General features: G+C 55.1%; 16 protein-coding genes, 1 tRNA gene and 1 pseudogene. 9 read left to right on the top strand and 9 right to left on the bottom strand.

Annotated features, from left to right (window positions below):
- Window positions 1–160 precede the first annotated feature (160 nt).
- The 3 genes from NB063_RS05890 (at window position 161) to NB063_RS05880 (ending at window position 2,911) form a co-directional block, all read left to right on the top strand.
- Complete coding sequence (locus NB063_RS05890) at window positions 161–1,861, top strand: TolC family protein (RefSeq protein WP_250927827.1); 1,701 nt, start codon at window positions 161–163, stop codon at window positions 1,859–1,861.
- A 658-nt stretch (window positions 1,862–2,519) separates the two neighbouring features.
- Window positions 2,520–2,603, top strand: a tRNA-Leu gene (locus tag NB063_RS05885).
- Between the two features lie 170 nt (window positions 2,604–2,773).
- Complete coding sequence (locus NB063_RS05880) at window positions 2,774–2,911, top strand: hypothetical protein (RefSeq protein ID WP_250927826.1); 138 nt, start codon at window positions 2,774–2,776, stop codon at window positions 2,909–2,911.
- A 200-nt stretch (window positions 2,912–3,111) separates the two neighbouring features.
- Here the strand turns inward: NB063_RS05880 and NB063_RS05875 are convergent, their stop codons facing one another.
- From NB063_RS05875 to NB063_RS05860, 4 genes are all read right to left on the bottom strand, one after another.
- The gene (locus tag NB063_RS05875) at window positions 3,112–3,663 is read right to left on the bottom strand and encodes a thioredoxin family protein (protein WP_250927825.1); all 552 of its coding nucleotides are present in this window, start codon (window positions 3,661–3,663) and stop codon (window positions 3,112–3,114) included.
- 53 nt (window positions 3,664–3,716) lie between these two features.
- Complete coding sequence (locus NB063_RS05870) at window positions 3,717–4,259, bottom strand: DsrE family protein (RefSeq protein ID WP_250927824.1); 543 nt, start codon at window positions 4,257–4,259, stop codon at window positions 3,717–3,719.
- Between the two features lie 144 nt (window positions 4,260–4,403).
- Window positions 4,404–6,086: a bifunctional metallophosphatase/5'-nucleotidase gene (locus NB063_RS05865; protein WP_250927823.1), complete on the bottom strand. Its 1,683-nt coding sequence runs from the start codon at window positions 6,084–6,086 to the stop codon at window positions 4,404–4,406.
- 52 nt (window positions 6,087–6,138) lie between these two features.
- Window positions 6,139–7,698, bottom strand: a complete 1,560-nt coding sequence (locus tag NB063_RS05860) for an MBL fold metallo-hydrolase (protein WP_250927822.1) — start codon at window positions 7,696–7,698, stop codon at window positions 6,139–6,141.
- A 289-nt stretch (window positions 7,699–7,987) separates the two neighbouring features.
- Here NB063_RS05860 and NB063_RS05855 point away from each other — a divergent pair, with 289 nt between their 5' ends.
- Window positions 7,988–8,647, top strand: coding sequence for an ArsR/SmtB family transcription factor (locus NB063_RS05855; protein ID WP_250927821.1), 660 nt, complete (start codon window positions 7,988–7,990; stop codon window positions 8,645–8,647).
- Window positions 8,648–8,705: 58 nt separating this feature from the next.
- On the opposite strand, the gene NB063_RS32545 is transcribed toward NB063_RS05855, so the two are convergent.
- The 3 genes and pseudogenes from NB063_RS32545 to NB063_RS05850 all read right to left on the bottom strand — a co-directional run bounded on the left by NB063_RS32545 (window position 8,706) and on the right by NB063_RS05850 (window position 10,074).
- A complete protein-coding gene (locus tag NB063_RS32545) occupies window positions 8,706–8,819 on the bottom strand; it encodes a hypothetical protein (protein ID WP_407652553.1) in 114 nt (37 codons plus the stop codon).
- A 16-nt stretch (window positions 8,820–8,835) separates the two neighbouring features.
- Window positions 8,836–9,060: pseudogene (locus tag NB063_RS32540) on the bottom strand (hypothetical protein); the annotation flags it as partial.
- A gap of 12 nt (window positions 9,061–9,072) precedes the next feature.
- Window positions 9,073–10,074 (bottom strand): DUF1593 domain-containing protein, encoded by a 1,002-nt coding sequence (locus tag NB063_RS05850; RefSeq protein WP_250927820.1) that lies wholly within the window; start codon window positions 10,072–10,074, stop codon window positions 9,073–9,075.
- Between the two features lie 113 nt (window positions 10,075–10,187).
- Here NB063_RS05850 and NB063_RS32420 point away from each other — a divergent pair, with 113 nt between their 5' ends.
- On the top strand, window positions 10,188–13,442 hold the full coding sequence (locus tag NB063_RS32420; protein ID WP_322975072.1) for a calcium-binding protein: 3,255 nt from the start codon (window positions 10,188–10,190) through the stop codon (window positions 13,440–13,442).
- Window positions 13,443–14,800: 1,358 nt separating this feature from the next.
- Window positions 14,801–16,234, top strand: coding sequence for a hypothetical protein (locus NB063_RS05840; RefSeq protein ID WP_250927819.1), 1,434 nt, complete (start codon window positions 14,801–14,803; stop codon window positions 16,232–16,234).
- 126 nt (window positions 16,235–16,360) lie between these two features.
- Here NB063_RS05840 and NB063_RS05835 read toward each other — a convergent pair whose 3' ends face one another.
- On the bottom strand, window positions 16,361–17,893 hold the full coding sequence (locus NB063_RS05835) for a methyltransferase regulatory domain-containing protein (RefSeq protein ID WP_250927818.1): 1,533 nt from the start codon (window positions 17,891–17,893) through the stop codon (window positions 16,361–16,363).
- Between the two features lie 1,303 nt (window positions 17,894–19,196).
- On the opposite strand from NB063_RS05835, the gene NB063_RS05830 reads away from it, so the two are divergent.
- The 3 genes from NB063_RS05830 (at window position 19,197) to NB063_RS05820 (ending at window position 23,052) form a co-directional block, all read left to right on the top strand.
- Complete coding sequence (locus NB063_RS05830) at window positions 19,197–20,330, top strand: aspartyl/asparaginyl beta-hydroxylase domain-containing protein (RefSeq protein WP_250927817.1); 1,134 nt, start codon at window positions 19,197–19,199, stop codon at window positions 20,328–20,330.
- 518 nt (window positions 20,331–20,848) lie between these two features.
- The gene (locus tag NB063_RS05825) at window positions 20,849–21,163 is read left to right on the top strand and encodes a hypothetical protein (protein ID WP_250927816.1); all 315 of its coding nucleotides are present in this window, start codon (window positions 20,849–20,851) and stop codon (window positions 21,161–21,163) included.
- Window positions 21,164–21,405: 242 nt separating this feature from the next.
- Window positions 21,406–23,052, top strand: a complete 1,647-nt coding sequence (locus NB063_RS05820) for an alkaline phosphatase (protein ID WP_250927815.1) — start codon at window positions 21,406–21,408, stop codon at window positions 23,050–23,052.
- Between the two features lie 473 nt (window positions 23,053–23,525).
- On the opposite strand, the gene NB063_RS05815 is transcribed toward NB063_RS05820, so the two are convergent.
- The gene (locus tag NB063_RS05815) at window positions 23,526–25,211 is read right to left on the bottom strand and encodes a Na/Pi cotransporter family protein (protein WP_250927814.1); all 1,686 of its coding nucleotides are present in this window, start codon (window positions 25,209–25,211) and stop codon (window positions 23,526–23,528) included.
- Window positions 25,212–25,453 lie beyond the last annotated feature (242 nt).

Below are 25,453 nucleotides of genomic sequence, written 5' to 3'. Positions count from 1 at the left end.
GACGAGCGTGAGGGCCATGCGGGTCATCCGCACCCGTCCTCATCACTTGGTGCGTCTTCCCCGCGTCCGGTGACAGAATCGTGAGAAACCAATTGACTCGAGTATGCAACGTCAGCAACGACCATTCCGGCAACACCGAACGGCAGAAACGGAGCTCAAGATGATTTCCCGTGGGTGGATCATTTGCCTCGGTGGCGTCGTCGCATTAGGCTGCGCCACCGATGGACGCTTGCGGATGGCGGATTCGAATGTCCCCAAGAGCGAAGCGGTTTCGGTCGCCGCGCCTGCGACCGCGATCGAACCGGGCTCGGCCGAAGAACTCGCCACAGCGTCGGACACGAGCGTCGTTCGCCTGGTATCGGCCCGGAGTGAGTCCACCGATCTCGATGCCCCCGCCGTTTCCGGCTCGAATGCAACACCGGAAAATCCCGCGGATCCGCGAGCGACCGACAATGACGGCTCTGTGCAATCGACCGCGCCACCTCTGCAGCCAGCACTTCCGGCAGCCGTTGAAATCACGTCGGGGTTGCCACTACAGGATGTCGTCGGATCCGTGCAGAGCTACTTCCCCACGGTGCAGGTTGCCTACCTCGAGCGAGACCGCACCTCGGGAGATCAACTCGCCGCCTGGGGAGAGTTCGACACCAAGCTCAAGGCGCGTTCCGAAAGCCAACCACTCGGCTACTACGAAAACTATCAAAACGCTGCCGGTGTGAACCAACCGTTGTACCGGGGCGGCGAGGTTTACAGTGGTTATCGGATCGGTCGTGGTGTTTTTGAACCCTGGTATGGCGAGCGACAAACCAACGAAGGAGGAGAATTCAAGGCGGGATTTCAATTGCCTCTCCTGCGTGACAGAGAGATTGACGCTCGGCGGGCGGAACTATGGCGAGCCACCTACGATCGCCAACTCGCCGAACCCAGAATCCGCTCGGCCGTCATCGAAACTATCCGCGACGCGACGATCGCATATTGGGTATGGGTCGCCGCCGGCAACCAAGTTCAAATCGGAGAATCTGCGTTACAACTCGCCGAACGCCGCAACCGCCAAGTCGCACGTCGCGTCGAGGAAGGTGATCTCGGCGATCCCGACCTCGCCGATAACCAACGCGCGATCATGCAGCGTCAAGGCAAACTGATCGACCTAACGCGGAAGCGAACACAAACCGCTGCCAAGCTTTCGCTGTTCCTGCGAGACGGGATGTCCGAGCCACGCATCCCCTCCGACAACGAATTGCCAAACTTTCCTGAAGTCGTTCCCTATGAGCTGTCGCAGCTCAACGCGGACATCCAGTACGCAGCTAGAATGCGCCCGGAATTGACGGCCCTCAACACCGAATACAGACGCGTCCAAGTCGACTATGCCGAGGCATGCAATCAGACATTGCCGGTCCTTGATGCGTTCTCGAACGTGTCACAAGATGTCGGGGAACCGACCAGTTCCAAACGTGACAAATCAGAACTCGAACTCGAACTCGGATTCGAGTTCGAAATGCCGGTCCAGAGACGCAAAGGGTTCGGCAAAATGCGGTCGGCTCGGGCTAAATTGAACCAGATCACGGTCAAACGCGATTTCACGATCGAGAAGATCGCGGTCGAAGTTCAAACCGCGGTTGCCGCGATCGACGCCGCCTATCGACGCGTCAATCAAATTGCCGATGCCGTCCAAATCTCTAACAACTTGGCTCAGATCGAACGGCGAAAGTTCGAGCTCGGCGAGAGCGATTTGTTGGCCGTTTTCCTGAGAGAACAGATCGCGATTGAAGCGGCCAGCGATCTGGTCGACGCTAAGCTCGAATACTTCGTCGCCCGCGCCTACTACACCGCCGCACTCGCATACGAATTCCCAGTCACGTTCTAGTCGTGTTCAACGTAAAAAGTTGGCGTGAAACCGGACGGCTCGCGCCGTTCCGCTAAGTTTTTTAGCGGCAGGACGCGAGCCCTCCGGTTCCAGCAACCCTCATGGCCATGCCTTCCGTCTAGTAAACTTTAAGACTCAGGGTGACACCGGACGGCTCGCGCCGTTCCGCTAAGTTTTTTCGCGGCAGGACGCGAGCCCTCCGGTTCCAGCAACCCTCATGGCCATGCCTTCCGTCTAGTAAACTTTAAGACTCAGGGTGACACCGGACGGCTCGCGCCGTTCCGCTAAGTTTTTTCGCGGCAAGGCGCGAGCCCTCCGGTTCCAGCAACCCTCATGGCCATGTCTTCTGTCTAGTAAACTTTAAGACTCAGGGTGACACCGGACGGCTCGCGCCGTTCCGCTAAGCTTTTTAGCGGCAGGGCGCGAGCCCTCCGGTTCCAGCAACCCTCAAGTTCAGGTTGGACGAAACACGCGTCTTTGCGATCAAGCGACCGGTTGCCCCCGATCGAAAAAGGGCACAGACGGTCGAAAACCGGGCGAATTTGACGATCTTGCCGATTGAAAGACCGCGGTCAAAACGTCCTTTTTGGAAGCCAAAAGGATGTCTCTAACGGCTCTTGCAAGAACCCGCCCCGTCCACAATAATCCCCACTCACAAGCCGAAGTGGCGGAATTGGCAGACGCGCTGGATTCAAAATCCAGTTGGAGCAATCCAGTGAGGGTTCGAGTCCCTCCTTCGGTACTCTTTACGAGTTAAGGACTTAGGTCGATTGGCCTGAGTCCTTTTTTTTGGTCGCTCAGAAAGATCAGTGACAAATCAGTGGCAACCTTGCACCTGCATTGCATCTGCGTCGCTGGTCTGGGCAACGTCGCCCTGCCTACGCTCACGTCCCAATCCAAGGGAGAGCAAACATGGCTTCACTACAGACTGATCCGTCCGGCAACTATCACGTGTGCTTCCGCTACGGCGGCCACAGGTACAAGCGATCGCTCAAGACGAAAGTGCTTGGTCGGGCCGAAACTAAGCTGCGTCGGTTGCAGGAACATTGAACTCGTCGCGAGCGGGCGACTGGAAGTTCCGGAAGCGGCCGACCCGCCTGTGTTCCTGCTGTCGGATGGAAAGCTCAACCAGCGCCCACTGCGGCAAGATCAGATGCGGTTGAGTGGCTTGTTCCAGCGGTATTTCGATTCAATCCCGGAAGGCAGCCTAGAAGCAAACACGATTAACGGGATGAACCTGTTGGCAAATGCTATTCTTTGCGTAGCTTTCTAGTCATCTCCAGGAACTCCTCTGCATTGACGAATCCCTCTCTGGCAAGTTCGTTCTCGTTTTGGTCCACGATCAGAATCGTTGGCACGAATTCGACCTTGAATTTCTCGATCAGCGGCGGGGCGTGTTTCCCGTCCATGTCGACCCGCAACGGGACGACTTCATTTTCGAGAGCTTTTTGAACCGATGCGTCGGGCCATACCTTCTTGTCCATGATTCGACACGGCACACACCAGGAGGCGGCGAAGTCGATCAGTAGCGGACGTTCAAGTCGTTTCGCTTTGACGATCGCTTGCTCAAAGTCGGTGAGCCATTTGACCTCGCTAGTGTCTGCGTCAGCTGAAACACCGGAGGTCGACAGGAGCGGTTTTGTTTCGGCACAGTGAGAAGTACCGATGCAAAACACACCACTACTCACGGCGACCATTGCGAGTACGGTGATCGCTCGAAAGCGGGGGACGCGATTGGCCAAATCAACTCCGCGTTGGACTTCCTTGATCGTTGCCAACGCGACTCTTCGTTCTTCGTTCACAGCATTCCTGCTTTCGTCTCTTCGTAGTGGGATTCGCAAGACACAAGATCGGCCTAAAACTTGATGTACGCGTAGCCCTGGAGCTGCAAGTCAATGATTCTGGCGTACGCCGCAGCGGCCAACTGAACGTCGCCGTGGATGTCCGACTTTGACCAGCCTTCGCGTTGCCGACGTACATCACACAGTTCAACCTGGATCCCCATCTCCTTCAGCTCTGAAAGCAACTTCGTATTCGGGTTGCCTGTGTCGACTCCCTTGACGCGGTTGTAAGCTTCGTCGGTCAAAACGTGCGTCGCTGCGTCGCCGTGAACGACGGCATGAATGTCTAATTGGTCACCTTCGATGCCCTGTTTTGCGTAATAGCCGCGAAGGTTCTTCAAATAGAGAAACGCCTTGCCAACGCCGTCTTTCCATTTGTCTTCGCTCACCTGATAGACCACTTTCACTGGCCCTTTGTGTTCGAGCTGGATGACAGGGCGATCGTCGGTATCTGACTCGAGCGATGGTGCCGGAGGTGCGGCGAAGGTCGGTGCGGTGAAGAAGGTGACGGCGATGATAAAAACATGCGTCAACGATGTGAGTATTTTCTTGGTCATGGTAGTTTTCCTAGAGTTACGTGAGTGGTGGGACTCGTCAGAGTTCCCTAGTGAAGTCGATTTACAACGGTCCAAGCAGGTTCCGGCAGCAACAGGGACTTCTGGCGAAGCCCAATACGTTGAGCGTGCATACGGAAAGCGAGTCTATTTTTTCGGGGGCAGCACCGACTCACCCTCTAACTTGTCTTGCTTGCGCGCCTTCTGACGCTCCTTGATGAACGTCTGGTATTGCGATCGCAATTGATCGCCTCGCACCACGCACTTCACCGGTGGTTCGGAGTCGTGGTCCGAGTCGTGCGGTTTGGCGAGATGATCGCGAACCGCATCATGTGTCGTTTTCTTCAACGTTTTCGTCGTGCGACATTCTTGCATACGATGGATTTGATTCTCGGGCTGGCCCTTCCTCGCACCTGCGGCAATCGTGTAGTCCTGCTTAGGATCAACGTCGTCGCCGTCAATCGTCAAACTTCGCAGGCGATCTCCCGATTCTGCGGTCGAATCGAAACGTACCTGCATGTTCGTCGACGGCCGCGCCAACCAACCACCGTAAAGCCGGTCAGGGTCGGACGAGAACACGTTTTCAAATTCGCTCTCCCAGTAGTCGATGAACTGCTGCCCTTTGACGACGCCTGTTTTCAGGTCTAGCTTGATCGGCAACCAATTCCACAAATCCGCTTCGGTGATTGGGCCGGGAGCCGTGGGAGGTGAGAAGCGGTATCCGTTGCTCAGCCCGACATCGACATCGGCTGCCTCTTTCACTGCATTGGCGATCAAGCGGTCCATCGACGATGTCATCACGTTGTAGCGTTCGAGCCAGATGTCCGTGTGCCCGATCTCGCGATTCATCCGCTCGCGGTGCGGTGAGAGAGCGTCATCGACGATCTGTTTGACTTGCTTGTCTTCTGGGAACTTGTCTTCCCGCAACTCGACCAGTTCCCACTTGCGGTCGACGACCTTGCCGTCGCGAACCTGGACATCCATCACACCAACCAACGATCCGAATGCCCCCGCTTCGACGACCCACGTGTCACCGACCACGATCGGTTCGTAGGTCCGCTCGTGCGTGTCCGCCGACAGATGAATATCGACACCATTGAGCTTCGCGGAAAGCGGTACCGCTTTGTGCAATCCGATGTGGCTGACCAGCACGACGATGTCGACCTTTTGGTTCTGACGCAGATCGTCGATCAGTGGTTGCAACACTTCATCGGCTTTGAACTTCAACCCCTCACTCATGAACGGGGGTTGGCGTGAAGGCACATCGGGATCGGTGAATCCGACCAGCCCAACCTTCACGCCGCCAATTTCTTTGACCATCGTTGGCTTGAATGTTCGTTCACCCGAGCTTTCATCGTAGATGTTCGCCGCAATGATCGGATAATTCACTTCGTCGCGAATCGCGCGCAGACGCTCGGCACCGTAGACCACCGACCAGTTGCCGGGGATCGCCATATCGAGTCCCAAGGCATTGAGCGGACGGATCATGACTTCGCCTTCGGTCCATGCGCCGGGGCCACTACCTTGAAACGTGTCGCCTCCGTCGATCTTTAACATTCCGTCGGGGCGGTCAGCGGCGAGTTGGTCGAATGCGGTTTTAATGCGACTCAATCCGCCGGCTCGTAATTCACGTTGTGCCTCGTCTTCGTTCCAGTAAAGTTCTGGATGAGGTTCAAGCTGAGCGTGAATGTCGTTGACGAACGCGATCGAAAACTTTTTCACACGCCCGTCTGCCTTTTCTTCGTTTGAGTTTGGTTCCGTAGCGGATACCACACCGATCATGGTGAAGCATCCGATCAGAACGGCAGCAACGCCGAAGGTGATATTCATGTTTGGATTCCTTGTGTGAGTGATACTCGTAGTGGGATCAGCTTCGGAAAAGCTACGCCGTCCTCGACGTATCGCTGGCCTTGCCGGGATGATCCGGTTTCACGCCGTCGTATCCGGCCGCCACCCATGCGTCCCACGATCCCGGTACGCTACGGGCATCGAATCCATTGGCGCGTAACACACTCGTCCCTATGCTCGCTCGGTAGCCGTTTCCGCAGTACACGACGACAGGTTTGCTTTTGTCGACTTGATCGAGCTTCTTGGGAATCTCTGGCAAAAACAAATACTGAGCTCCCGGCAGATGTCCCATGTCCCATTCCGAGGGCTGCCGCACATCCAACAACGTCATCTGATCACTCGGGAAACGCTCGTGAACTTCCTGGACAGTCATGGTCGCATACGAGTCGAACGAACGTCCTGAGTTGACCCACGCTTTCATGTCGCCCTTCAATCCGGTCGTGACGTTTGTCAAACCGACGCGAGCCAACCAATCGACGGGATCACGGTAGTTCCCTTCCGCTGGTTTCATCATCGCGATCGGCTTGTCAGGGTCCAGCATCCAGCCACCCCACATGGAAATCACTTCGTTGTAGCCAATGTTCATCGCACCGCTGACATGACCGCCCGCGAAAGCGTGCATCGACCGCGTGTCGAGCAATTGAATGTCGCCTGACTGAATCAGTTTTTCAAATTTGTCGGGACTGACCAGCTCGGGCTGCCGATCAGTCGACAATAATTCTGGACCTGCCGCGTTCTCCTTCTTCATCCGCGGCCAGTAGTAGGGCACCGGCGGTTGAGCCTCCAACAACGCTTCAATGAACATGTCTTCATCGTTCATTCGCCAGTAGGGATTCCCCTTTCGCTCTTGGGCCAGTGTCGGATCGCCTTCGGGAGCCTTAATTCCAGCACCGCAAGGTGAACCGGGGCCGTGGGCCGGATAAATCATCAGTTCCCCCGGTAATTGGGTGAACGCATTCTGCACGCTGCGATATAGAGCTTTGGCGAGCGAGTCCGTGTTCTCGACGCCCATCAAGTCGGGACGTCCGACGCTACCGATGAACAAGAAGTCGCCCGTGAAGATCCCCCAACTCTTGTCGCCCGACGACGCCAGATACGACATGTGCTCGGGAGTGTGTCCCGGCGTGTGAATGCCACGCAGGCGGATGCTGCCAACCTTGATTTCGTCACCGTCACGAAGCGGTCGATCAACCTTGAATCCGTACCCTGGCTCCCCTTCGACACTGGCTGCGATTCGCGCGGTTCCGGATTGCTTTGCCAATTGGCGTGCCCCCGAAACAAAATCTGCATGGACGTGGGTTTCGATGGCATGTGTGATCTTCAGGCCATGCTTCTTGGCGAGATCCAAATAGGCTTGCACGTCACGGCGAGGGTCGATGACGACCGCCACCCCGGCGTCTTTGTCACCGATGAAATAAGAGTAGTGCGACAACCCGCCCGACTTGATCGTTTCCAAAATGACGTTGCTAGGCGGTTTCGCTGCAGTGGATTTCTCCGCAGCCGTTGCGACTGACGCAATAGCGGGAAGGAAAGCCGCACCCAGCCCCAGGGCTCCAGAGTGCTGCAAGACTTCGCGGCGGTTGAACGTAGCCATCAATAGGGTCTCCGTGAAAGGGAAAGGGCGGATTTGTGGGCTTCGCTAGAAATTCTTCGTGGGCGAACTGTTCCGGCGAACCCGCTCCGGTCAGTGATTGCAAATTCAGGGCCAATTGCAGGCTCCCTCGCCAACATTCAATGACTTCTTTGAGTCTATGAGCATCGCAGTCATTCATCCGCCAAACGGAAAACCGAAAACTCAAACGTTCAAGACATTCATTGACTATCTGTCGTCATTCAGCTAGTATTTTTACTGAGACTTTTATTTCCCGATCCTGGTGACGACCGTGCTCGACAAAACAAGGCAGGCTGCGATCTTTCAGCAACTCGCTGAAATCGGTGGAGCATTATCCAATCCGCATCGCCTGAAAATGGTGGGCAGCCTGACGCAGGGCGAGAAGTCGATCGACGAGCTGGCACGATTGACAGACCAGTCGCTCGCGGCGGCCAGCGCCAACGTCAAGGTTTTGCGAAACTCACATCTAGTGAAGACGGACAAACGGGGACGCAGCGTTTTCTGTTCGTTAGCAGATCCGATAGTTGCCGAACTGTGGCTCAGGTTTCGCGACTTGGGAGAAACCATCGTGCCAGAGATTCGCGAAGTCGTTCGAGAAGAATTTGATGCCGACGATGCCCTGTCGCCACTGACAATCGAGGAATTTCACCAGAAATTGGATCGCGGACGGTTCACGCTGGTCGATTTGCGGCCAACCAATGAATTCGCGGAGGGGCATCTACCCAAAGCACGCAGCGTCCCCTTTGCTGTACTCACGGAACAAGCAAATCAGTTGCCAAAATCCTCGCCGATGTTTGTTTATTGTCGTGGTCCCTACTGTGCCGCCGCGATGGCAGGCACCCATTGGTTACGGGACCACCGTTTCAAATCTCAACGGCTGAGATTCAGCGTGCCTGAGTGGAGAGCGGCGGGGTTTGACGTTGAAGTCTAGTGGAGTTCGTCAGAATTCTTGCTACGGTCTTGGATGCCAACGAAGCAATCGCAATTCGCTAGTCAACACGCCCCAGCATTCGGCGATAGCTCGTCAGTTGTGGCCTGCCATCATCGGTCAATGTCAGGATGACGTTGATTGTTTTAGTGCCTTTTTTTGTGGAACGGCGCAAGCCGTCCGGTCCCGAGTCACCGGACGGCTCGCGCCGTTCCGCTACATTTGAAATCCTTCAGTAATACAATCGACGTCCCGATGACATGAAAGTCCTTGCCCGCAGCATCACTCGGAATCTGAACAAGCGACTTGGACGCTGCTGAATTTATAATCTTGACGGTACCTTCGTATGCCCCCGATTCGTCGTACACCCACCAGGAATAGTTGAGCCTGTCGCCATCCGGATCTCTCGACGATGACGCATCGAGTTCCTATTCCGTTCCCGCGGACGCTTTCACTTCGATGAGTCCGCGAGTTTTGTCACCGTTGACGATCGCGACCGGATTGTGGTTGGCTTGGTCGTACGGCTTGACGCACCAGTCCATGCGAGCGGCGAAATCGTTCTGAAATGCTTCCCGCCAACGAAAGATCGTGCAGAACTCGTTGCCATACGTCTTTCCGTTGTACGTCCACGAATCTTTCGTGTCTGAAAACACCGCGTAGTCTCGTTGTTGGTCCAGCAGCGGATCAACAGTCTCGTTCCCTGTTCCGGTGCGAACATTCAACTGTCGTTTCGGTGCGAAGCGACCTCCCCAGCCACCGAAGTCAACGTGTTCAGGAAAGTGCAGCCCGTTTGGAATCAGGTACGAGAACGACGGCGTATCGCCTTCGTGCAAATACTCTGCGGGCAAATACTGTTCGCCGAGAGGTCCGTGCCCCGCTTGCACGTTCCGCTGTACCCACTCGGCATCAAACATTTCATCGTTACCTCCCCTGGTCTCCGGCCACTTGTTGAACTTTGGCGTCGTACATGAAATTCCACGCCACAGCAGCTTTGCCGAAATCAGCTTCGCGTCGGGAAACTCGTGAGCGATATACGCGAAGCCCTCGTCTTGAATACCAATTTCGTATCCACGAATCGTCGCTACGAGAGCATTCGCCTCTGCGGCTGTCCGTTCCTTCTTGACCTTCACCACAGCCGCCGCGAGTGTGTTGCCGCCGCCCCAAGTGCAAAACCAGACTGGCCGATCGTCATCGCGGTCAATGATCGAAACGATGTGGTTAACGACAGAACTGTCGAGATGCTTCGCTGCGGCTTCCATCCCACACCCATCTACGCCCGAGTATGCGACGCCCCGCAGAGCCCCAGCATCGAAATACCTATCCGCGTGCAAACGCAAATTGGGAAGGACCTTCCTGCTCAATGAAATGTAACACCATCGCGTGGCTTCCGCTTGCTCCTTTAGATCGAGCAAGAATGTTTCCATCCGCATGAACGGATGTCGAACACCACCTTTTAGAAGGGGGCCACAACATGTTGCGCCAAATATTCGCGAAAATCCCTGCAAAAAAAAGAAATCGGACCAAATCGCAAAAACGGGGACAGTTGAAAATTCAATCGCTTGAGCGTCGTGCGATGTTGACTGCGGTCCTGTTCGACAACACCACCGGTGAACTGGAGATCGACGGGACAAACGATCCAGACTATGTCGTCGTGGCGACTGAAAATGGGCAAACGGTCGTGACGGAATATGACGCTTTCGATAATCCAATCCAGTCCCACAGCTTCGATCAAGTCACCTCCATTGAGGTCGACCTCAAGGATGGTGACGACGTCTTTGCGAATCGGACTTCGATTCCAGTTATTGCGTCAGGTGGTGACGGTGACGATGTGATCATCGGTGGGTCTGGAAACGACGTCATCGAATCGGGATCCAGTTCCACCGTGACGACCTTTGCGGATCCCGCCATTGCCGATGCGACGCTGATCGCGATGAATGATCTGAATCAGATTTCAACCATCGCGACGATGGATCTGCCGGGGGATATTCTTTTCGGTGGAGGCGGAGACGACCAATTGGTTGGCGATGATGGCACTCAGGTCATGTTCGGTGGCGACGGACGAGATCAACTCTTGGGCGGCGCTGATGCGGACTATCTGCTGGGACAGGGAGATGCTGACGAAGTGATCGGCGGCACGGGCAATGACATCTTGGTCGGAGGAAACGGGCCCGACGCGCTCGCAGGCAACCAAGGAAACGATGCCTTGTATGGTGACGACGCCGAAGAGAACGAGATCGTCGACAATCTGATGGCAAGCACATCGGGCTCTTTCCTGCACGGAGCCAACGGTTACGGGGATGACAATGGTGAGTACGCCATCCACGTTCTCGATAACGACTTCCTTGACGAAGTCGCGGGTATCGATGAGGAAGACTTAGAATGGCTTCGTGAAGAGTTTCCTGAGTACACCGAACAATCGATACAGGATTATGTAGCCGTTCACGGATTTGAAGACGCCGCGTTCATCGACAACATGCCCAGCTTCTTTGCTCAGGCCGTGGGAATCCGCATCGAGGACGTCCTTCAAGGTGGCTCTGGCGATGATCACCTGGATGGCGGCAGTGGCAATGATTACCTAACCGGCGATCAGGGTGCCGACGTGTTGATTGCCGGTGATGGCATCGACTATTTGTTCGGGGGTGACAACCCCGAAATGGTCAGCAACGTCGATCTTCCTACCAGCCCTTATGCTCTCTTGCAGTTCGCTGGCTCGCAAGAAGGAGCCGACGTGTTGGTCGCAGCCGACGATGGTGACCGAGACTACTTGGCGGGTGGATCGGGACAAGATGTGATCATGGCTGGAGACTGGAAAGATCTCGTTGATGGCGGAGCAGGCGACGACATCCTGGGACCGTTTGCGCTCAACCACAGTTCGGTCTCACTATTCGGCAACACCGGAAATGATCTTCTGATTGGCAGCCACTTGGATGATGACCTGAGTGGTGGGCTGGGAGCTGACACGTACTACTCTGGCGAAGGTAGCGATCACTTGGATGGGATGCCAGCGTTTAGCGAGAGCGAAGGCCGGTTCTTGATCGAACAAGACGTTTGGATGGATGGCACCGCCATGTCGGATGAAACAGATAACGCCGATTGGGTTCACGCGATCGTCCATACTGAGTACGAGAATGGCGTGCTCACCATCCATGGATCCGCGATTGGGGACGCCGTCTTCGTCACACCAGATGATTTTGGTAACGTTGTCCTTCGACAGAGCATTTACTCAGGCTTCACGTCTCCTGTCGGAGTCATTAGCGATCAGACCTGGAGCGGTGTGTTCCATGAAGTGACGTTCGCGAACGTGAATGAGATCATCTTCGACGGCGGCGCCGGGGCGGACTGGTTCTTGAACCAGACGAACATCCCCTCGCAACTCTTCGGCGGCAACGGACGGGACTTCCTGATTGGCGGGGATGCGGCCGATCACATTGAAGGCGGTGATGGCGACGATTTGATCTACGGTCGAGGCAGCACGGATGTGCTCTTTGGCGACGATGGCGACGACGAAATCCATGGCGGCGAAAACCCGTTCGTCTATGATCCCTCCGCGCCGCTGGAACTCGATGAAATGTTGACACTGATGGAACGCATTGAGGGCGGCTCCGGTAATGATCGACTCTATGGCGGAAGTGGATCGGACTTGATTGCCGGATGTGAAGGCAGGGACCATCTGTTCGGTGACGCCGACGCCGACGTGATCTTTGTCGACTCGTTGATTCCCTCGGGGACGAGTTCAGTCAACGATGGAGTGACGTATCAGAACGAAGCTCACGGGGGCGCGGGCGACGATTGGATTTATGGCGGTTCGCTCTCAGACCACCTCTACGGTGACGCGGGTGACGACATCCTGGAAGGTCGTGGCGGAGATGACTTCTTAGATGGCGGCAGTGGCTCGGATGAACTTCACGGAGATGAGGGAAATGATCATCTTGATTCGGGCTTGGCCGATGGACCCCAGACCGTCAATGATTTGCTACAGGGAGGTGAGGGCCATGATGAGCTGTACGCTCGACATGGGGCGGTAGAATTACACGGTGGCGAAGGCGATGATTGGATGTATTTGAATGCTTCGGCTAGTGCAACCGGCGGCTCAGGCCTGGACTACGCTTCCGGTCTCGGCGAACTGCAGGATGAGAGTGAACTCGACGAAGCTGTCAACCAACTGTATCAAGATGGCGAGAACCCTTATCAACTCTGGCGTGAAAATCGAGACAATCCCTTTGGCGGCCCCGGCGATGTCCTGATCTCCATGACGACAACGTTAGAAGGCAACCACGACACACACGCAGACGAATCCGAGACCGACGCGGCAGCGGTGGACCAGGAGTCAAAAGTACGCGCAGCGGTCGTCGATGGCGTTCTAAATGTTCGACTCAATGATGGGGGACAATCCGTTGGTTTCACGCAGGACGCCAAGGCGATCTATCTGCTTCAAATGGACGCCAAAGGCAACCTCTTGGACAAGCAGACGTTCTCAAAAGTCCAATCAATCCATGTGATCGGGGGTGCTGGGAATGATGTGATCCGCAACGAAACAACACTCGCGTCGGTGATCGAGGGTGGTGATGGAGATGATGAGCTATTCGGCGGAACAAACTGTGACAAAATCATCGGTGGTGCTGGAAATGACTTCCTCGATGGCGGAAAAGATTCGTCTCGCGATGATTTACGGGGAGGTTCCGGACGTGATACCTTCGTGGTTTGGCAGCAAGAGGACGAGAGCTCCAAGCGAGACGAACACGATGATTTCTTTTCGAGAGAAGATCTGATTATGGAAATGTTCCAAACGCGGAAATAGGGATTCAAACAAGCGAGCATTTCCAGCCAATCATTGCATTGCCATGTCAATCGACTCCGCCGGTTCGTCATTCAGAATTCAGGCAGGAACGCGGTCTGCCGGCGTGAGTCGATTAACCCCAGAGCAAACGAATGGGAAGCACTCGATTTTTCCTCAAGAAATGACTGCCAAACACGTAGGCTGGAGACGTTCGGTCTATCTGTCATTTGTTGCTAACCGTGGTTCCTACGTCCAACCAAAGCTATCGCTTAACTGCCAAAATTCGTTAGGGACAAAACGCGTCGCTATGCCTTTTTCGTTTAGCTGGATCCAGAGTTTCACGACTGGTTAGTCACGGTCGTGACGAGATCCAAAAGCCACGGACGTGAGTCCGTGGTTTGGGAAAACAAAGCGAAGCAAGTCGCAACGCGACGACACAAAACCCCTGCGTGCGCACGAATGAATCGCCGGGAGCGGCATCTGTCAACGCTTCGCGACTTGGGATGTGTGGAGGCGACGTCGCCCCCGGACTCGCGTCCGGGGCTTTCGCCTGCCGTCGCTATCGCGACTTGGAATGGAAGCAATACTGGCGTGGCCTTGAAGAATTCTCCTCGTCACTTCGAGTTGGGGCAGATCGTCGAGATCAACTGTGGAACAGTCTGCTGGAAATCATTTCCGAGTTGATAGTAGGTAACCGGCCCGGCCGACAAGAAAAAAGAGAACTCAAGCGTCGCCCGAAGAACTACCGGCTCATGACTTGTCCGCGCAACCCGAGGCAAAGCCGTTACGCCCCAGCAGCTTAGGCTTATGCCAGTGCCACTCATGTCAGAAGCCATTGTTTGGTAGCGGGCGTTTTCTTAGGTGTCCGCGAAGCCACAAGGTTGATTCCAAGTCCACGCGGTGTGCCGTCGATTCAATCCATGATTCCTCACCAGATGCAAATAGAGACGCAGACTCGAATGGCTCGGAGAATCCTTACTTGCTGACCTTCTTCGCTACGGTCAATTAATTCGACAAATGGATTGTAGTAACAACGACCTCTTTGTCGGTGGATCAGAATATTGTCGTTTTATTTGCCAAACGCTGTTACGTGACCTACGGTTTCATTGGCGGATACTGCATCGCAATGCCTGTACCACCTCTATCCGCCCATTTCGCTTATCTCATCCATTATTCAGTCGGTTGACCATCCGCGCTACGGCATTCCCAAATGCCCTGCCGCTGGTGCTATTCGTCAAGAGGCTTCCATGTTCAAACGACTCCTAGGATTCATCAGAGAATCCAGTTCTCAACGCGAATCGACTTCTTCGCAAGTACGTCGCTCGATGCAATTCGAGTCACTCGAAAATCGAAACCTATTGACGTCCGTCGGATGGGTCATGCCGACTGACCTTCACACCCGGGATTTGGCGCCAGTGGAGTCGCATGGGCCAGCCATTGTGGAGTCCCCTCACGACCTCAGATTGCATGAAGGATTTCTGGAAGGCGATCCCGATCGACCAGTCCATGACATCAGTCCGGATGCCACCGATGAGTTCTTCAAAAACTACACCAACAGCAACGACGCCGCCTACATCAAGCTCGGTGACATCGCTGCTGCAGACGAATTCTTGAAACTCGACGGGCTCCGCAACGATGCGGAATATATCAAGCTGGGTGACATCGCTGCCGCCGATGAGTTCATGAAGATTGAAATCGCCAGCAACGACGCCGCCTACATCAAGCTCGGTGACATTGCTGCCGCGGACGAGTTCATGAAGATTGAAATCGCCAGCAACGACGCCGCCTACATTAAGCTCGGTGATATTGCTGCTGCAGACGAATTCCTGAAACTCGACGGGCTCCGCAACGATGCGGGCTACATCAAGCTGGGCGACATCGCCGCCGCCGATGAGTTCATGAAGATTGAAATCGCCAGCAACGACGCTGCCTACATCAAGCTGGGGGACATTGCCGCCGCGGACGAGTTCATGAAGATTGAAATCGCCAGCAACGACGCCGCCTACATCAAGTTGGGTGACATCGCTGCCGCCGATGAGTTCATGAAGATTGAAGTCGCCAGCAATGACGCCGCCTACATCAAGCTGGGTGACATTGCCGCCGCGGATGAATTCATGAAGATTGAAATCGCCAGCAACGACGCCGCCTACATCAAGCTGGGTGACATTGCCGCCGCGGATGAGTTCATGAAGATTGAAGTCGCCAGCAACGACGCCGCCTACATCAAGTTGGGTGACATCGCTGCCGCGGATGAGTTCATGAAGATTGAAGTCGCCAGCAATGACGCCGCCTACATCAAGCTCGGTGACATTGCCGCTGCGGACGAATTCCTGAAACTCGACGGGCTCCGCAACGATGCGGGCTACATCAAGCTGGGCGACATCGCTGCCGCCGATGAGTTCATGAAGATTGAAGTCGCCAGCAATGACGCCGCCTACATCAAGCTCGGTGACATTGCCGCCGCGGACGAGTTCATGAAGATTGAAATCGCCAGCAACGACGCTGCCTACATCAAGTTGGGTGACATTGCTGCCGCCGATGAGTTCATGAAGATTGAAGTCGCCAGCAATGACGCCGCCTACATCAAGCTTGGTGACATTGCCGCCGCGGATGAATCCATGAAGATTGAAATCGCCAGCAACGACGCCGCCTACATCAAGTTGGGTGACATTGCTGCCGCCGATGAGTTCATGAAGATTGAAGTCGCCAGCAACGACGCCGCCTACATCAAGCTCGGTGACATCGCGGGCACCGATCATGCGGCGGGTTCCGGAATTGACTCACCCGGCACGTTGCCCAGAACCGTGTCTTGATTCGATCCGGTTAATCTGATCCGCAAGGTAGAGACAGACGAGGATCGCTTACTCCAGATTCTAGATTCGAAAAACCGCCACGCCAATTTGGTAGAGGAAACGACTAGGCACAGTCCAATGGTCGAGTCAGGCCTGCAAAACACCTTGCAAGGCCAGCGAATTCAGTTGTTTGTCGACAAGTGATTTAACGAGTGCGGGTGTTGCTGGGACCGGTTTGGCGCTCGGATCGCCGATCGTCATGTCAATGCCTTCCAATTGCGTGCACAACTCGCGTGCGAGCTCGGCTCGATCTCTGGATCCGTCAAGTAGTGGGACGATCCTGCGGTTCAAGTCGTTTAGGGAGATGGTCGTATGCCGCGCACTGACTACCTGTCCCATCGATTTCGCCAAAACTCGATTCATTGCGTTGGTTTGAGGTCTTTCTTGTTGCTGATCGGGAAGACGGATGGGCGTCGTTCGCAATTCGATCATTCCCGTTGCGAACCCTCGTAACAAGAAGTCGGCCAGTCGACCCTCATCCTGCCCACTCAACTCTGACGGTAAACCTTCCGCTTCGAGTAGAGATTGTACGGATACGGTGCCGGGCCAAGCATCGGCCAATCGTCCGAGCAGTTGGGATGTGGCATCGGACGAACATTTCAAACGGCGCCCATCACTGTGAACAAATTCAGCCGTATCACCTGTGGTTTGCTCTCGCTTCAAAGACGTCGCCGCATGCAAATGCTCGAGGCGATTAGTCGATACATTGCGATCGACAAGCAGGTCACTGTGGCAGATCAATGATTCCCGAAACGAACGGTTGGAGAGATAGTCGAGATACTGTTCGTATTCAATCGGATCGTTGGCATACCGTTGCAATTGCGCTGCAACGTCGTCGTCCATGTTTTCGGCGAACATGGTTTGGAAGCGGGCCTCCCCCACATACTGCAATTTGTGTTCGGTCAGCGACTCGGCAAATTCATGAAAGAACAGCGGTTGGTTCTCACCAGCCAAATGGTCGTGATGCAGGTACCAACTCGGAACGTCGCGAATCAACTCGTATTCTTTTTGCAATGTGGCTTGGTAGGCCGCGTTTCCGCTGGGTGCCGCGTCGCTCAGGAAGCGTGCGAATTCACGAGATTCCGTGACTGCAGCGACCGGGTCGGCGATGTCGCGTGTGTGATACCGCATCATCTTTCCCAGCACACTGCGCATATGCCAGCCAGGAAAGGTATTGTAACTGACAAACGCCATACCTTGAGGCCGCAGGAGCTGGGTGCACAGATTGAGAATGCCAGTTCGCACGACAGCGGGCACCCAGGAAAAGAGGCCGTGGCAGATGATGTAGTCGAACGGCTCAAAGGTGGCATCCAACTCCATCAGGTCCAATTGCAGAAGTCGAACGTTCGTCAGCCCCGCTTCGGCGACAAGTTGCTGTCCCATTTCAATTTGCCGCCCAGAAAGATCAATTCCAATGAATTCACTTTGCGGCATTGAAGCGGCCAACGGCAACAGGTTTCCGCCATGTGCGCAGCCGAGTTCCAGGATCCGAGCCCGCCTGATGTCCGCAGGATTGAGACCAAACAGCGTACCGATCGTCGCCATGCGTTCCGGGTGGGACCAAGGAAGTGTGCCGTTTTCGTACGGCATCTCGTCATAGCTTTCGGCGACCGATGGCATGCTGACTCTCTAAGTGAAGCGTCGCTGGTAGATACTTGTTCTCTAAGTGTCCCTCAGAGAGTTCGCACGCAGGTTTGGGGCTGCAGAATTTACTATGCACCGCCGCCAGCCCAGTCCGTTCGTAACGAACATACCGAATCTACCCCGGTCGTTTGCTGCTGTGACTCTCGGAAGTCAACGAGACAGAATCGTCACCTCGGCCCCATGGGGCGAATAGGGAGTGCAAACGGCGCAAATAGGGTCCGCATTTAGCGAGAATTTAGGGCCACCCATATTCCTGAGTAATCACAGCGAATCGCGAGTGTGACGTGAGAGAGTATGGGACCCTCAAGATGACCGAATCGCGGGTTCTTCAGAGCAAAAGCAAGGGGAGGGATCGCTCCTGCGCAGCAGAAAACCCAGTCGGGGAAGAAAAGCTACGCGAAAAGAGAAGGTACGCGAACTCTTTCTTGTCTATTCTGGTGCGAGGCAGACCGCGCTACGGCGGCCGACACCGGTGCGACATGTTCTTTGTTTTGAACGCTCCGGTTCCACCGACCGATGCCGCCAAACACATTACGTTTTCGAGAATGATTCGTTTCGCACCGGACTTACCAGATCCTGGGCGTGCAGGTCCGGCGACGGCGCGAATCATTTATTGGGCAGGAGAACACAAAAACGACCAGGACAGCCTGGACAGAGAACGCAGAAGCTTGGTCAGCGGCTTTTTTGTTTGCGCGACCAGACGTCGGAGGCGGGCAAATACATGGAACGACCTTGCCGCAACGTTTTCTCCGAATGGCTTTCCTGGCTCCTCCGCACAGATTCGAAATTGAGTCAGAGCATTACCAGTGCGGGTTCGAGGCGGCTTTCGATCGGGAGATGGACGGCTTTCTGCCGGGTAAGCCAAGTGCATTATCAACATTCGAAATGGGGTGAGACCGGACGGCTCGCGCCGTTCTGCTAGGCTTTTTTGGGGTATCCCGCGAACCCTCCTATTCGAGCCACTCATCATTTCCGGATAGACGACGCACTCCGATTGACTCGCGAGCGACGGCGTTGACGCCAAAAGACGTATGGATCGGACGCAGGGCAGCTTCACCTACGTGGACATCAATATTGCGTCCGAACCAGCACCCTGAGCGTCCGCTCGGCGAGTGATGAACGCCCACCGTCCGATAATTTCTTGCGTGCCGTTTTCCCGTTGCGCCGCATAAAAAATAGCCGATCTGGCAGAAAACTCGTGCCGTCTCTTGAGAGAATTCGAACGGGAGAAACTATACTCGTCATCCGCCCGCTTTCCCTCGCATCGCTGTGAATGCAAATGATCGAATCGAAACAATCCGATACGCGTTCAAGCAGCGACGCTGACGCGATGACGCTGGACGAGTTGATGCGAACCTCGTACGAGGATTACGACATCAAGGGATCTCCGTTTGTCTTTCCCGCGATTGTTCGCCGATGGGTGTCCCGGTTTGCATCGCTTGACTATCGCATCTTTGCCTTCGTTTTATGGGTGCTGCATCGCACGTGGGGTTTCATCGGGCGCCGACATTCCAATCCACTTGCCAAGGTCTGGTCCGAACTTGCTTGGCAGTTCACGCTCCGCGATGGTCTTCGTTTGGGGAAAGCTTTTGCCGAGCTAGATCAACACCCGACGTTTCGTAACGGATGTGCGGAATTGAATTTTCGCAACTCACTCGACGCTACGTTTTACCGCGGATCCTTCTTAGACCCGTTCTTCGCCCAGGGGCCGTGGGAGATCACCGAGACCACGCATCCGCTGCAGCAACCTCAGTACTTTGTTGCCGGCATTCCTTCGAGTCGCTGGTATGATCCCGACGAGTTTGAATGGAAAGATTTTGTTGAACAGAGTTTCCCGCAAGCACATGAAGAAGTTCTGCAACTGCTATCCGATCATTGCGATCAATTCGGAATCTTTCGAACAGAAATCGACGGAACCGTCGACGGCTGGAACACGTTCATCTTTTATGCCAACGGACGACGGCAAGCCAAGAGTTGCGAGCGTGCCCCACGGCTAGCCGACGTCGCCGACGCGATGATCGCATATGAAGAGGGTGAGCTGACGATGCTTTCGTCGCTCAACCCAAGGTCTTACATCCCGCCGCACGTGGGACCGATCAACGGAATTTTGCGTTGCCATTTACCGCTGTTGGTCCCCGATAACTGCGGACTGCGAGTCGGTGGCGAGGAGATCACTTGGACAGAAGGGAAGGTCCTGGTGTTTGATGATTCATTCGTGCACGAAGTCTGGAATCAGAGTGACCAAGTACGCATCGTGCTGTTCTTCAATGCGTGGCATCCAGCCTTATCGCTCCCCGAGCGACAAGCTTTGGCCAACGTCAGACGAGCCTACAACCAGACGCCGGCGGGCCGCAATTGGCTCCACCGAAACGAAGAAGCTCGCACTTCAACCGTCGTGCCCTCCGCCGGTTAATCTCCCGACAGGTAGCTACGTTCGCCAGAACGTGGTCCACTCCCGACAAGTAGCTACGTTCGCCAGAACGTGGCCCACCGTCTGGCGACGGTAGCTACAGCGAAAATGTCCACCGTCTGGCGACGGTAGCTACGGCGAAAATGCTTCGTATAGACCTAGCTTCGCAAGAAAGTGCCTTGCGTCGTTTTGATCCTGAATGCGTTTGAATCCATCTTCAGATTCTGTCGACGCGGGTCTTAATCACCAGCGGCATCAGATCTTCACGAGCAGTCAACTCGGGTTTGCAGGCGGAAACTCGAGTTGACGCTCGACGGCGTCTGGTTTCCGTTCACGCCTCATAAACCGTGCAAAAACACTGCGTTTCCATGGGTTTGCCAGGTCGTCGTTGCGTCGAGACCCCAACGGCATGTCGCGTGCATTCTTCAATAGCCATCTCCACGAGTCGGCGATCGCGGTTCGCAGCGGACGAGTTCCTCAGTTTCAGCGTTCGCCATCAACTTCCTGCAAAGGAGCTATGTATGGTTACGCTACTGATCGTTCAGCCTCGTCTCGATTCGCCCGAGCTAACGACCACGATAGCGAACGACCGGGCGCAAGATCGACGCCAATCAGCGGAGACGCAACGTTTTGTCGATGAAGCTTATCAAACGCCGAAGCGCGTGGACTGGAAAAGCGATAACGACGACGAAGCGGCGTATCTCCTCAAGATGCTTATTCCGTTTTTGCTACTGTCGATCATTCCCTTGATGTTCCTTTTGCTCGTGCTTTGGTTCCACCCCGATGCACTGATGTACGACGTCTCGCCGGATGCTGGATCCAGCTTCGATCGATAATCCTTATCGATGGTTAACGATTCGAACAACGCGATGGGCACATTTATCCAGTTAACTCGGGGAGGCGTTCTTGGGCATGACAGACCTCGATCGACCGAGTGATCTTAGACGGACCGCCATTGAGGATGGAAACGGCGTCGCCGCGCTGTCTTTTGAAGCGCGTTCGGCTATTATGGATGCTCAAGCCTCTCCTTCAAAGCTTCCCCACCCACACTCCCCACCTACGAATCGAAGCCCAAACGATGCACCCAAACTCCGGTATCAGGTTTTGTGTATCTTGTCTCGCCCTCCTGCTGATTGTCGAGTTCTGGCAGCCTGTGTTCGCGCAAGGCTCCGATCCGATCGCCAAGATGCAGGCTGATGCGGTCGCGACCCGGCGAGCCGACTGGGGACACTGGGGTCCCAACCCAAAGACTTACTCGAGCTGGAAAACACACAGCAACCGCTTGATTCCTGTCTACACATTTGGGATCGACCTTCGATCGGTCTGTGGTCAAAACAGTCTGTATCGCGATGCAACTGCGATCGAAGCACTATACGGCTTTCTTCCTGACGAGACGCTCAATCCCGAAGCCGAGTATTTTGATCAAACCGACGTTTACCGCCTACAAAAGTCGGCGATCGAGTCGGGCAAGAAGCGTGTGATCTTGTTCGTGTTTGACGGCATGGATTGGGATACCACTCGCGTGGCCGCGATCGCAAAGTCAGGAAAGATCTACGACGAGGGGCGGGGCGAAGGACTGCACTTTCTGGACTACCGGGGTGCGATGACGGACTTTGGGTATTGCGTCACCAGCCCACGAACTGAGGGCACGAGGGTAAACGTCGACGATCAGACCGTCGTGAATCCAGAAGGAAAGGTACCCGGTGGTTATCACGCTGCACTCGGGGGCGATGCACCTTGGCGGCCAATCACGGATGCCGAGTACCCGATCGGAAAGAGCAAGCAGACCGTACATGCCTTCGCTGAATCATCTGCCACCGCGACTTCCATGACTTGCGGGATCAAGACCTATAACGACGCCATGAATGTCGACTTCATGGGTCGCGAAGTACTCCCCATCGCTCGAACATTGCAGAACGAAGACTTTGCGATCGGCGTGGTAACGAGTGTGCCAATCAGCCACGCGACGCCGGGATGCGCGTATGCCAACAACGTGCATCGCAATGACTACCAAGATCTGACGCGTGACTTGATCGGCCGTCCGTCGATCTTTCATCCCGGTGGATTGCCAGGTGTTGATGTGCTCATCGGCGGTGGCTGGGGAATCGACAAAGACAAAGACGCCGCCCAAGGCAAGAACTATGTGCCGGGCAACAAGTACATCGCCGCTGACGACTTAGCCGCGATCGACGTCAACAACGGTGGCGAGTACGTCGTGGCTCTGCGAACGAGCGGTGTTGCCGGCCCGGACGTGCTGACCGAAGCGGTTCAGAAGGCAAAACAAAACCACAAACGATTGTTCGGCTTCTTCGGCGCGCAAGCCGGCCACCTGCCATTTCAAACGGCTGACGGCAACTACGATCCGGTGGTCAGCTACGGCAATCAAAAGCCGGTGAAGGCAGAGGTTTATAGCAAAGCCGACTTACACGAGAACGTTAAACTGAAAGACGCGGCCTTGGCAGCGATCGAAGTTCTTGATTCACGTTCTGATCGCTGGTGGTTGATGATCGAGAGCGGCGACGTCGACTGGGCAAACCATTCCAACAACATCGACAACTCGATCGGTGCCGTCCTCAGTGGCGACGAAGCGTTTGCAACTATCGTGGAGTGGATCGAGCGGAACGGTGGCTGGGACGAGACCGCGTTAATTCTCACTGCCGATCACGGCCATTACTTCACTCTCGATCGCCCCGAAGCCTTCGTGCCAACCACGACCGAACCGTAAAAGCAGACCGACCTGTCACGGATTGGGGCAGGGGAAGTTTTCAATCCGAGTTGACAGATCCCGCTGACGGTGGATCATTTTTGCCCGCGCACATTCTCTGTGTCGTCGCACGGGACATTGATTTAACTACTGCGAGATTTCCCATGTAGCGGAACGGCGCGAGCCGTCCGATGACTCGGGACCGGACGGCTCGCGCCGTTCCGCTAAAACAAGCACCAAAACGATTAACGTCTCTGTGACTCGCTTGGCTTTGTTTCGTTTTTCCAAAACACGGACTCACGTCCGTGGCTATTGCATATCGTCACTATCGTGACTGACCGTCCACGCAACACTGGATCCGACTAAACGCAGAGGGGAGAGCGACGCGTCTTGTCCGCGACGAATCTTTGCCGCTCCAGCGATAGCCTGGCTTGAAAGTGGAAACCGTACTCAGCATCAAGCGACAGATCTACCAAAAGACTCTCGTCAGCCTGCTATTTATCTTGAGAAATCGTTTCCGCGATATTGCGTGAGTGATCGCGGACGCGGTTATACGCGTTGAGCGCCGCCAAAAACGCGACGCTGATCACGGGTGCCATCGGTCCCGTGGATAGCTCTTCCAAGTGCTTACGACGCAGCGATTTGATTTCGCTACGGATCCGCGTGACAGCAGGCCCCGTGGCCGCCGCGATATTCCGATTGCCGTTCGCCAGCCCTTCATGGACAGCGGCAACGTATTCGGTGATGTGGCGATTGAGCTGCGCCAAATCGGCACGCTGTGACTCGCTAAAACGGAAACCATCTCGCCGGAGTTTGCGGTCGAACTTGTCCAGGTTCGCGATGTAGTCACTGATCGACTCATACTCGTCGGCAAGCCGCAACTGACGCCGCGCTTCTTCCGCTGTCGCATGAGAAACATTACCCGAGGAGAGAAGTCCGGTGATGAACTCGGCGACTTCGTCTTGAACGGTATCCAGCACGCGTTCACGTTGCTTCAAGCGATCGGCGAGCACTTTGTCGGGTTCGTCTGCGTTCATCAGTTCCAACAACCAATCCATCATTTTGAGGCAACCGTCGCCCATTTTGAGGATTTCCTTACGGGATTGTTCGATCGCCAACAAAGGCGTTTCCAGGATCAGCACATCGAGATCCGTCAACCGAGGCTTTTCCTTGTAGGCTCGCGCAGGCACCGCCCATTCAAGGAAGCGAACCATCGGTTGCAAAAAAGGCAGAAACAAAAGCGTGTTGGCAACATTAAAAACGCTATGCGTCGCCGCGATCGCCGCCACAACATTTGGATAGGTTGCACTCCCGTCCACCATCACGGACTGGCCAACATCTACCCCAACAATCGACTGGATCAGGCGAATGTACCACTGGAAAATTAGCGTGATCCAAAACACGCCAAAGAGATTGAAGATCACATGGAAATACGCGGCCCGCCGAGCATGCGTAGTCGTGCCCAACGACGCGAGAAAAGCGGTGATGGTGGTACCAATGTTTTCGCCAAGCACCAAGGCGGCAGCGGTCGGATAGGAGATGACCCCCTGGGTCGCCAGCGAGATCGTGATTCCCAACGTTGCCGATGAAGACTGGACGAGCGTTGTGAGGATGCAACCGACGGCCGCGCACTTGAGCACTCCCACGTAGCTGTCTGCATTGAACTTGGCGAACCAAGCCTCGAAGTCCGGCACGTCTTTAATCGCCGAGCAGGCCTCCTTCATGAGTTCCAGCCCAAAAAAGACCATCCCGATGCCCATCAAGAACATCGCCCAGTATCGCCAACGATCACCTTTGGAAAAGAGATAGGCGAACGCCGAAAATCCCAGGATCGGCAACCCATACTTGCCGACTTTGAGCACCAAAATCCATCCAGTGATCGTGGTACCGATGTTGGCCCCCATGATCACGCCGATCCCCTGAGCCAATCCCATGACCCCGCTGTTGACGAAGCCCACCACCATCACCGTGGTGATCGAACTTGATTGGACGATGCAGGTGACGATCACGCCAACAATGGACGCTAGAAATCGGTTGTTCGTGACGGCACCGATCAGCCGCCGCAAGCTATTTCCGGCGACGGCTTGCATCCCGTCAGACATGTTTTTCATGCCCAACAGAAAAATCCCTAACCCACCAGCGAGCGTGAAAACCAGTTCGATCAATGAGGAAAAGGCCACTATACCGCCGTTCAATACTGGGGAGCTTTTGTTAAAAATCGCTGAAGATTGGAGAGTGTAAATCTGTCGAACGGTTTTGGCAACGAACCATAAAACGAGCGGTTGGTTGAGTTTGCGACCCGCGAAAACGGTTTCCCTGATTGTTTTCAGTGAAAATCACGGTGTGAATCGCTGCGGAACCGTAACCCCCGCAAGCCCACCCCGCCAGCGAAGGTGAGCGATTCACCTACACAGGGAGGAGC

This window comes from Aporhodopirellula aestuarii, assembly GCF_023701485.1.
Taxonomy (GTDB): Bacteria; Planctomycetota; Planctomycetia; order Pirellulales; family Pirellulaceae; genus Rhodopirellula; species Rhodopirellula aestuarii.
Note: the sequence above shows the minus strand (reverse complement) of the source record. Positions and strands in the feature narration are given on the sequence as shown.

Coding starts and splice junctions, on each gene's coding strand:
- NB063_RS05890 (WP_250927827.1), top strand. CDS start 161: ATGATTTCCCGTGGGTGGATCATTTGCCTCGGTGGCGTCGTCGCATTA.
- NB063_RS05880 (WP_250927826.1), top strand. CDS start 2,774: ATGGCTTCACTACAGACTGATCCGTCCGGCAACTATCACGTGTGCTTC.
- NB063_RS05870 (WP_250927824.1), bottom strand. CDS start 4,259: ATGACCAAGAAAATACTCACATCGTTGACGCATGTTTTTATCATCGCC.
- NB063_RS05865 (WP_250927823.1), bottom strand. CDS start 6,086: ATGAATATCACCTTCGGCGTTGCTGCCGTTCTGATCGGATGCTTCACC.
- NB063_RS05860 (WP_250927822.1), bottom strand. CDS start 7,698: ATGGCTACGTTCAACCGCCGCGAAGTCTTGCAGCACTCTGGAGCCCTG.
- NB063_RS05850 (WP_250927820.1), bottom strand. CDS start 10,074: ATGCGGATGGAAACATTCTTGCTCGATCTAAAGGAGCAAGCGGAAGCC.
- NB063_RS05840 (WP_250927819.1), top strand. CDS start 14,801: ATGCCGACTGACCTTCACACCCGGGATTTGGCGCCAGTGGAGTCGCAT.
- NB063_RS05835 (WP_250927818.1), bottom strand. CDS start 17,893: ATGCCATCGGTCGCCGAAAGCTATGACGAGATGCCGTACGAAAACGGC.
- NB063_RS05830 (WP_250927817.1), top strand. CDS start 19,197: ATGATCGAATCGAAACAATCCGATACGCGTTCAAGCAGCGACGCTGAC.
- NB063_RS05825 (WP_250927816.1), top strand. CDS start 20,849: ATGGTTACGCTACTGATCGTTCAGCCTCGTCTCGATTCGCCCGAGCTA.
- NB063_RS05820 (WP_250927815.1), top strand. CDS start 21,406: ATGCACCCAAACTCCGGTATCAGGTTTTGTGTATCTTGTCTCGCCCTC.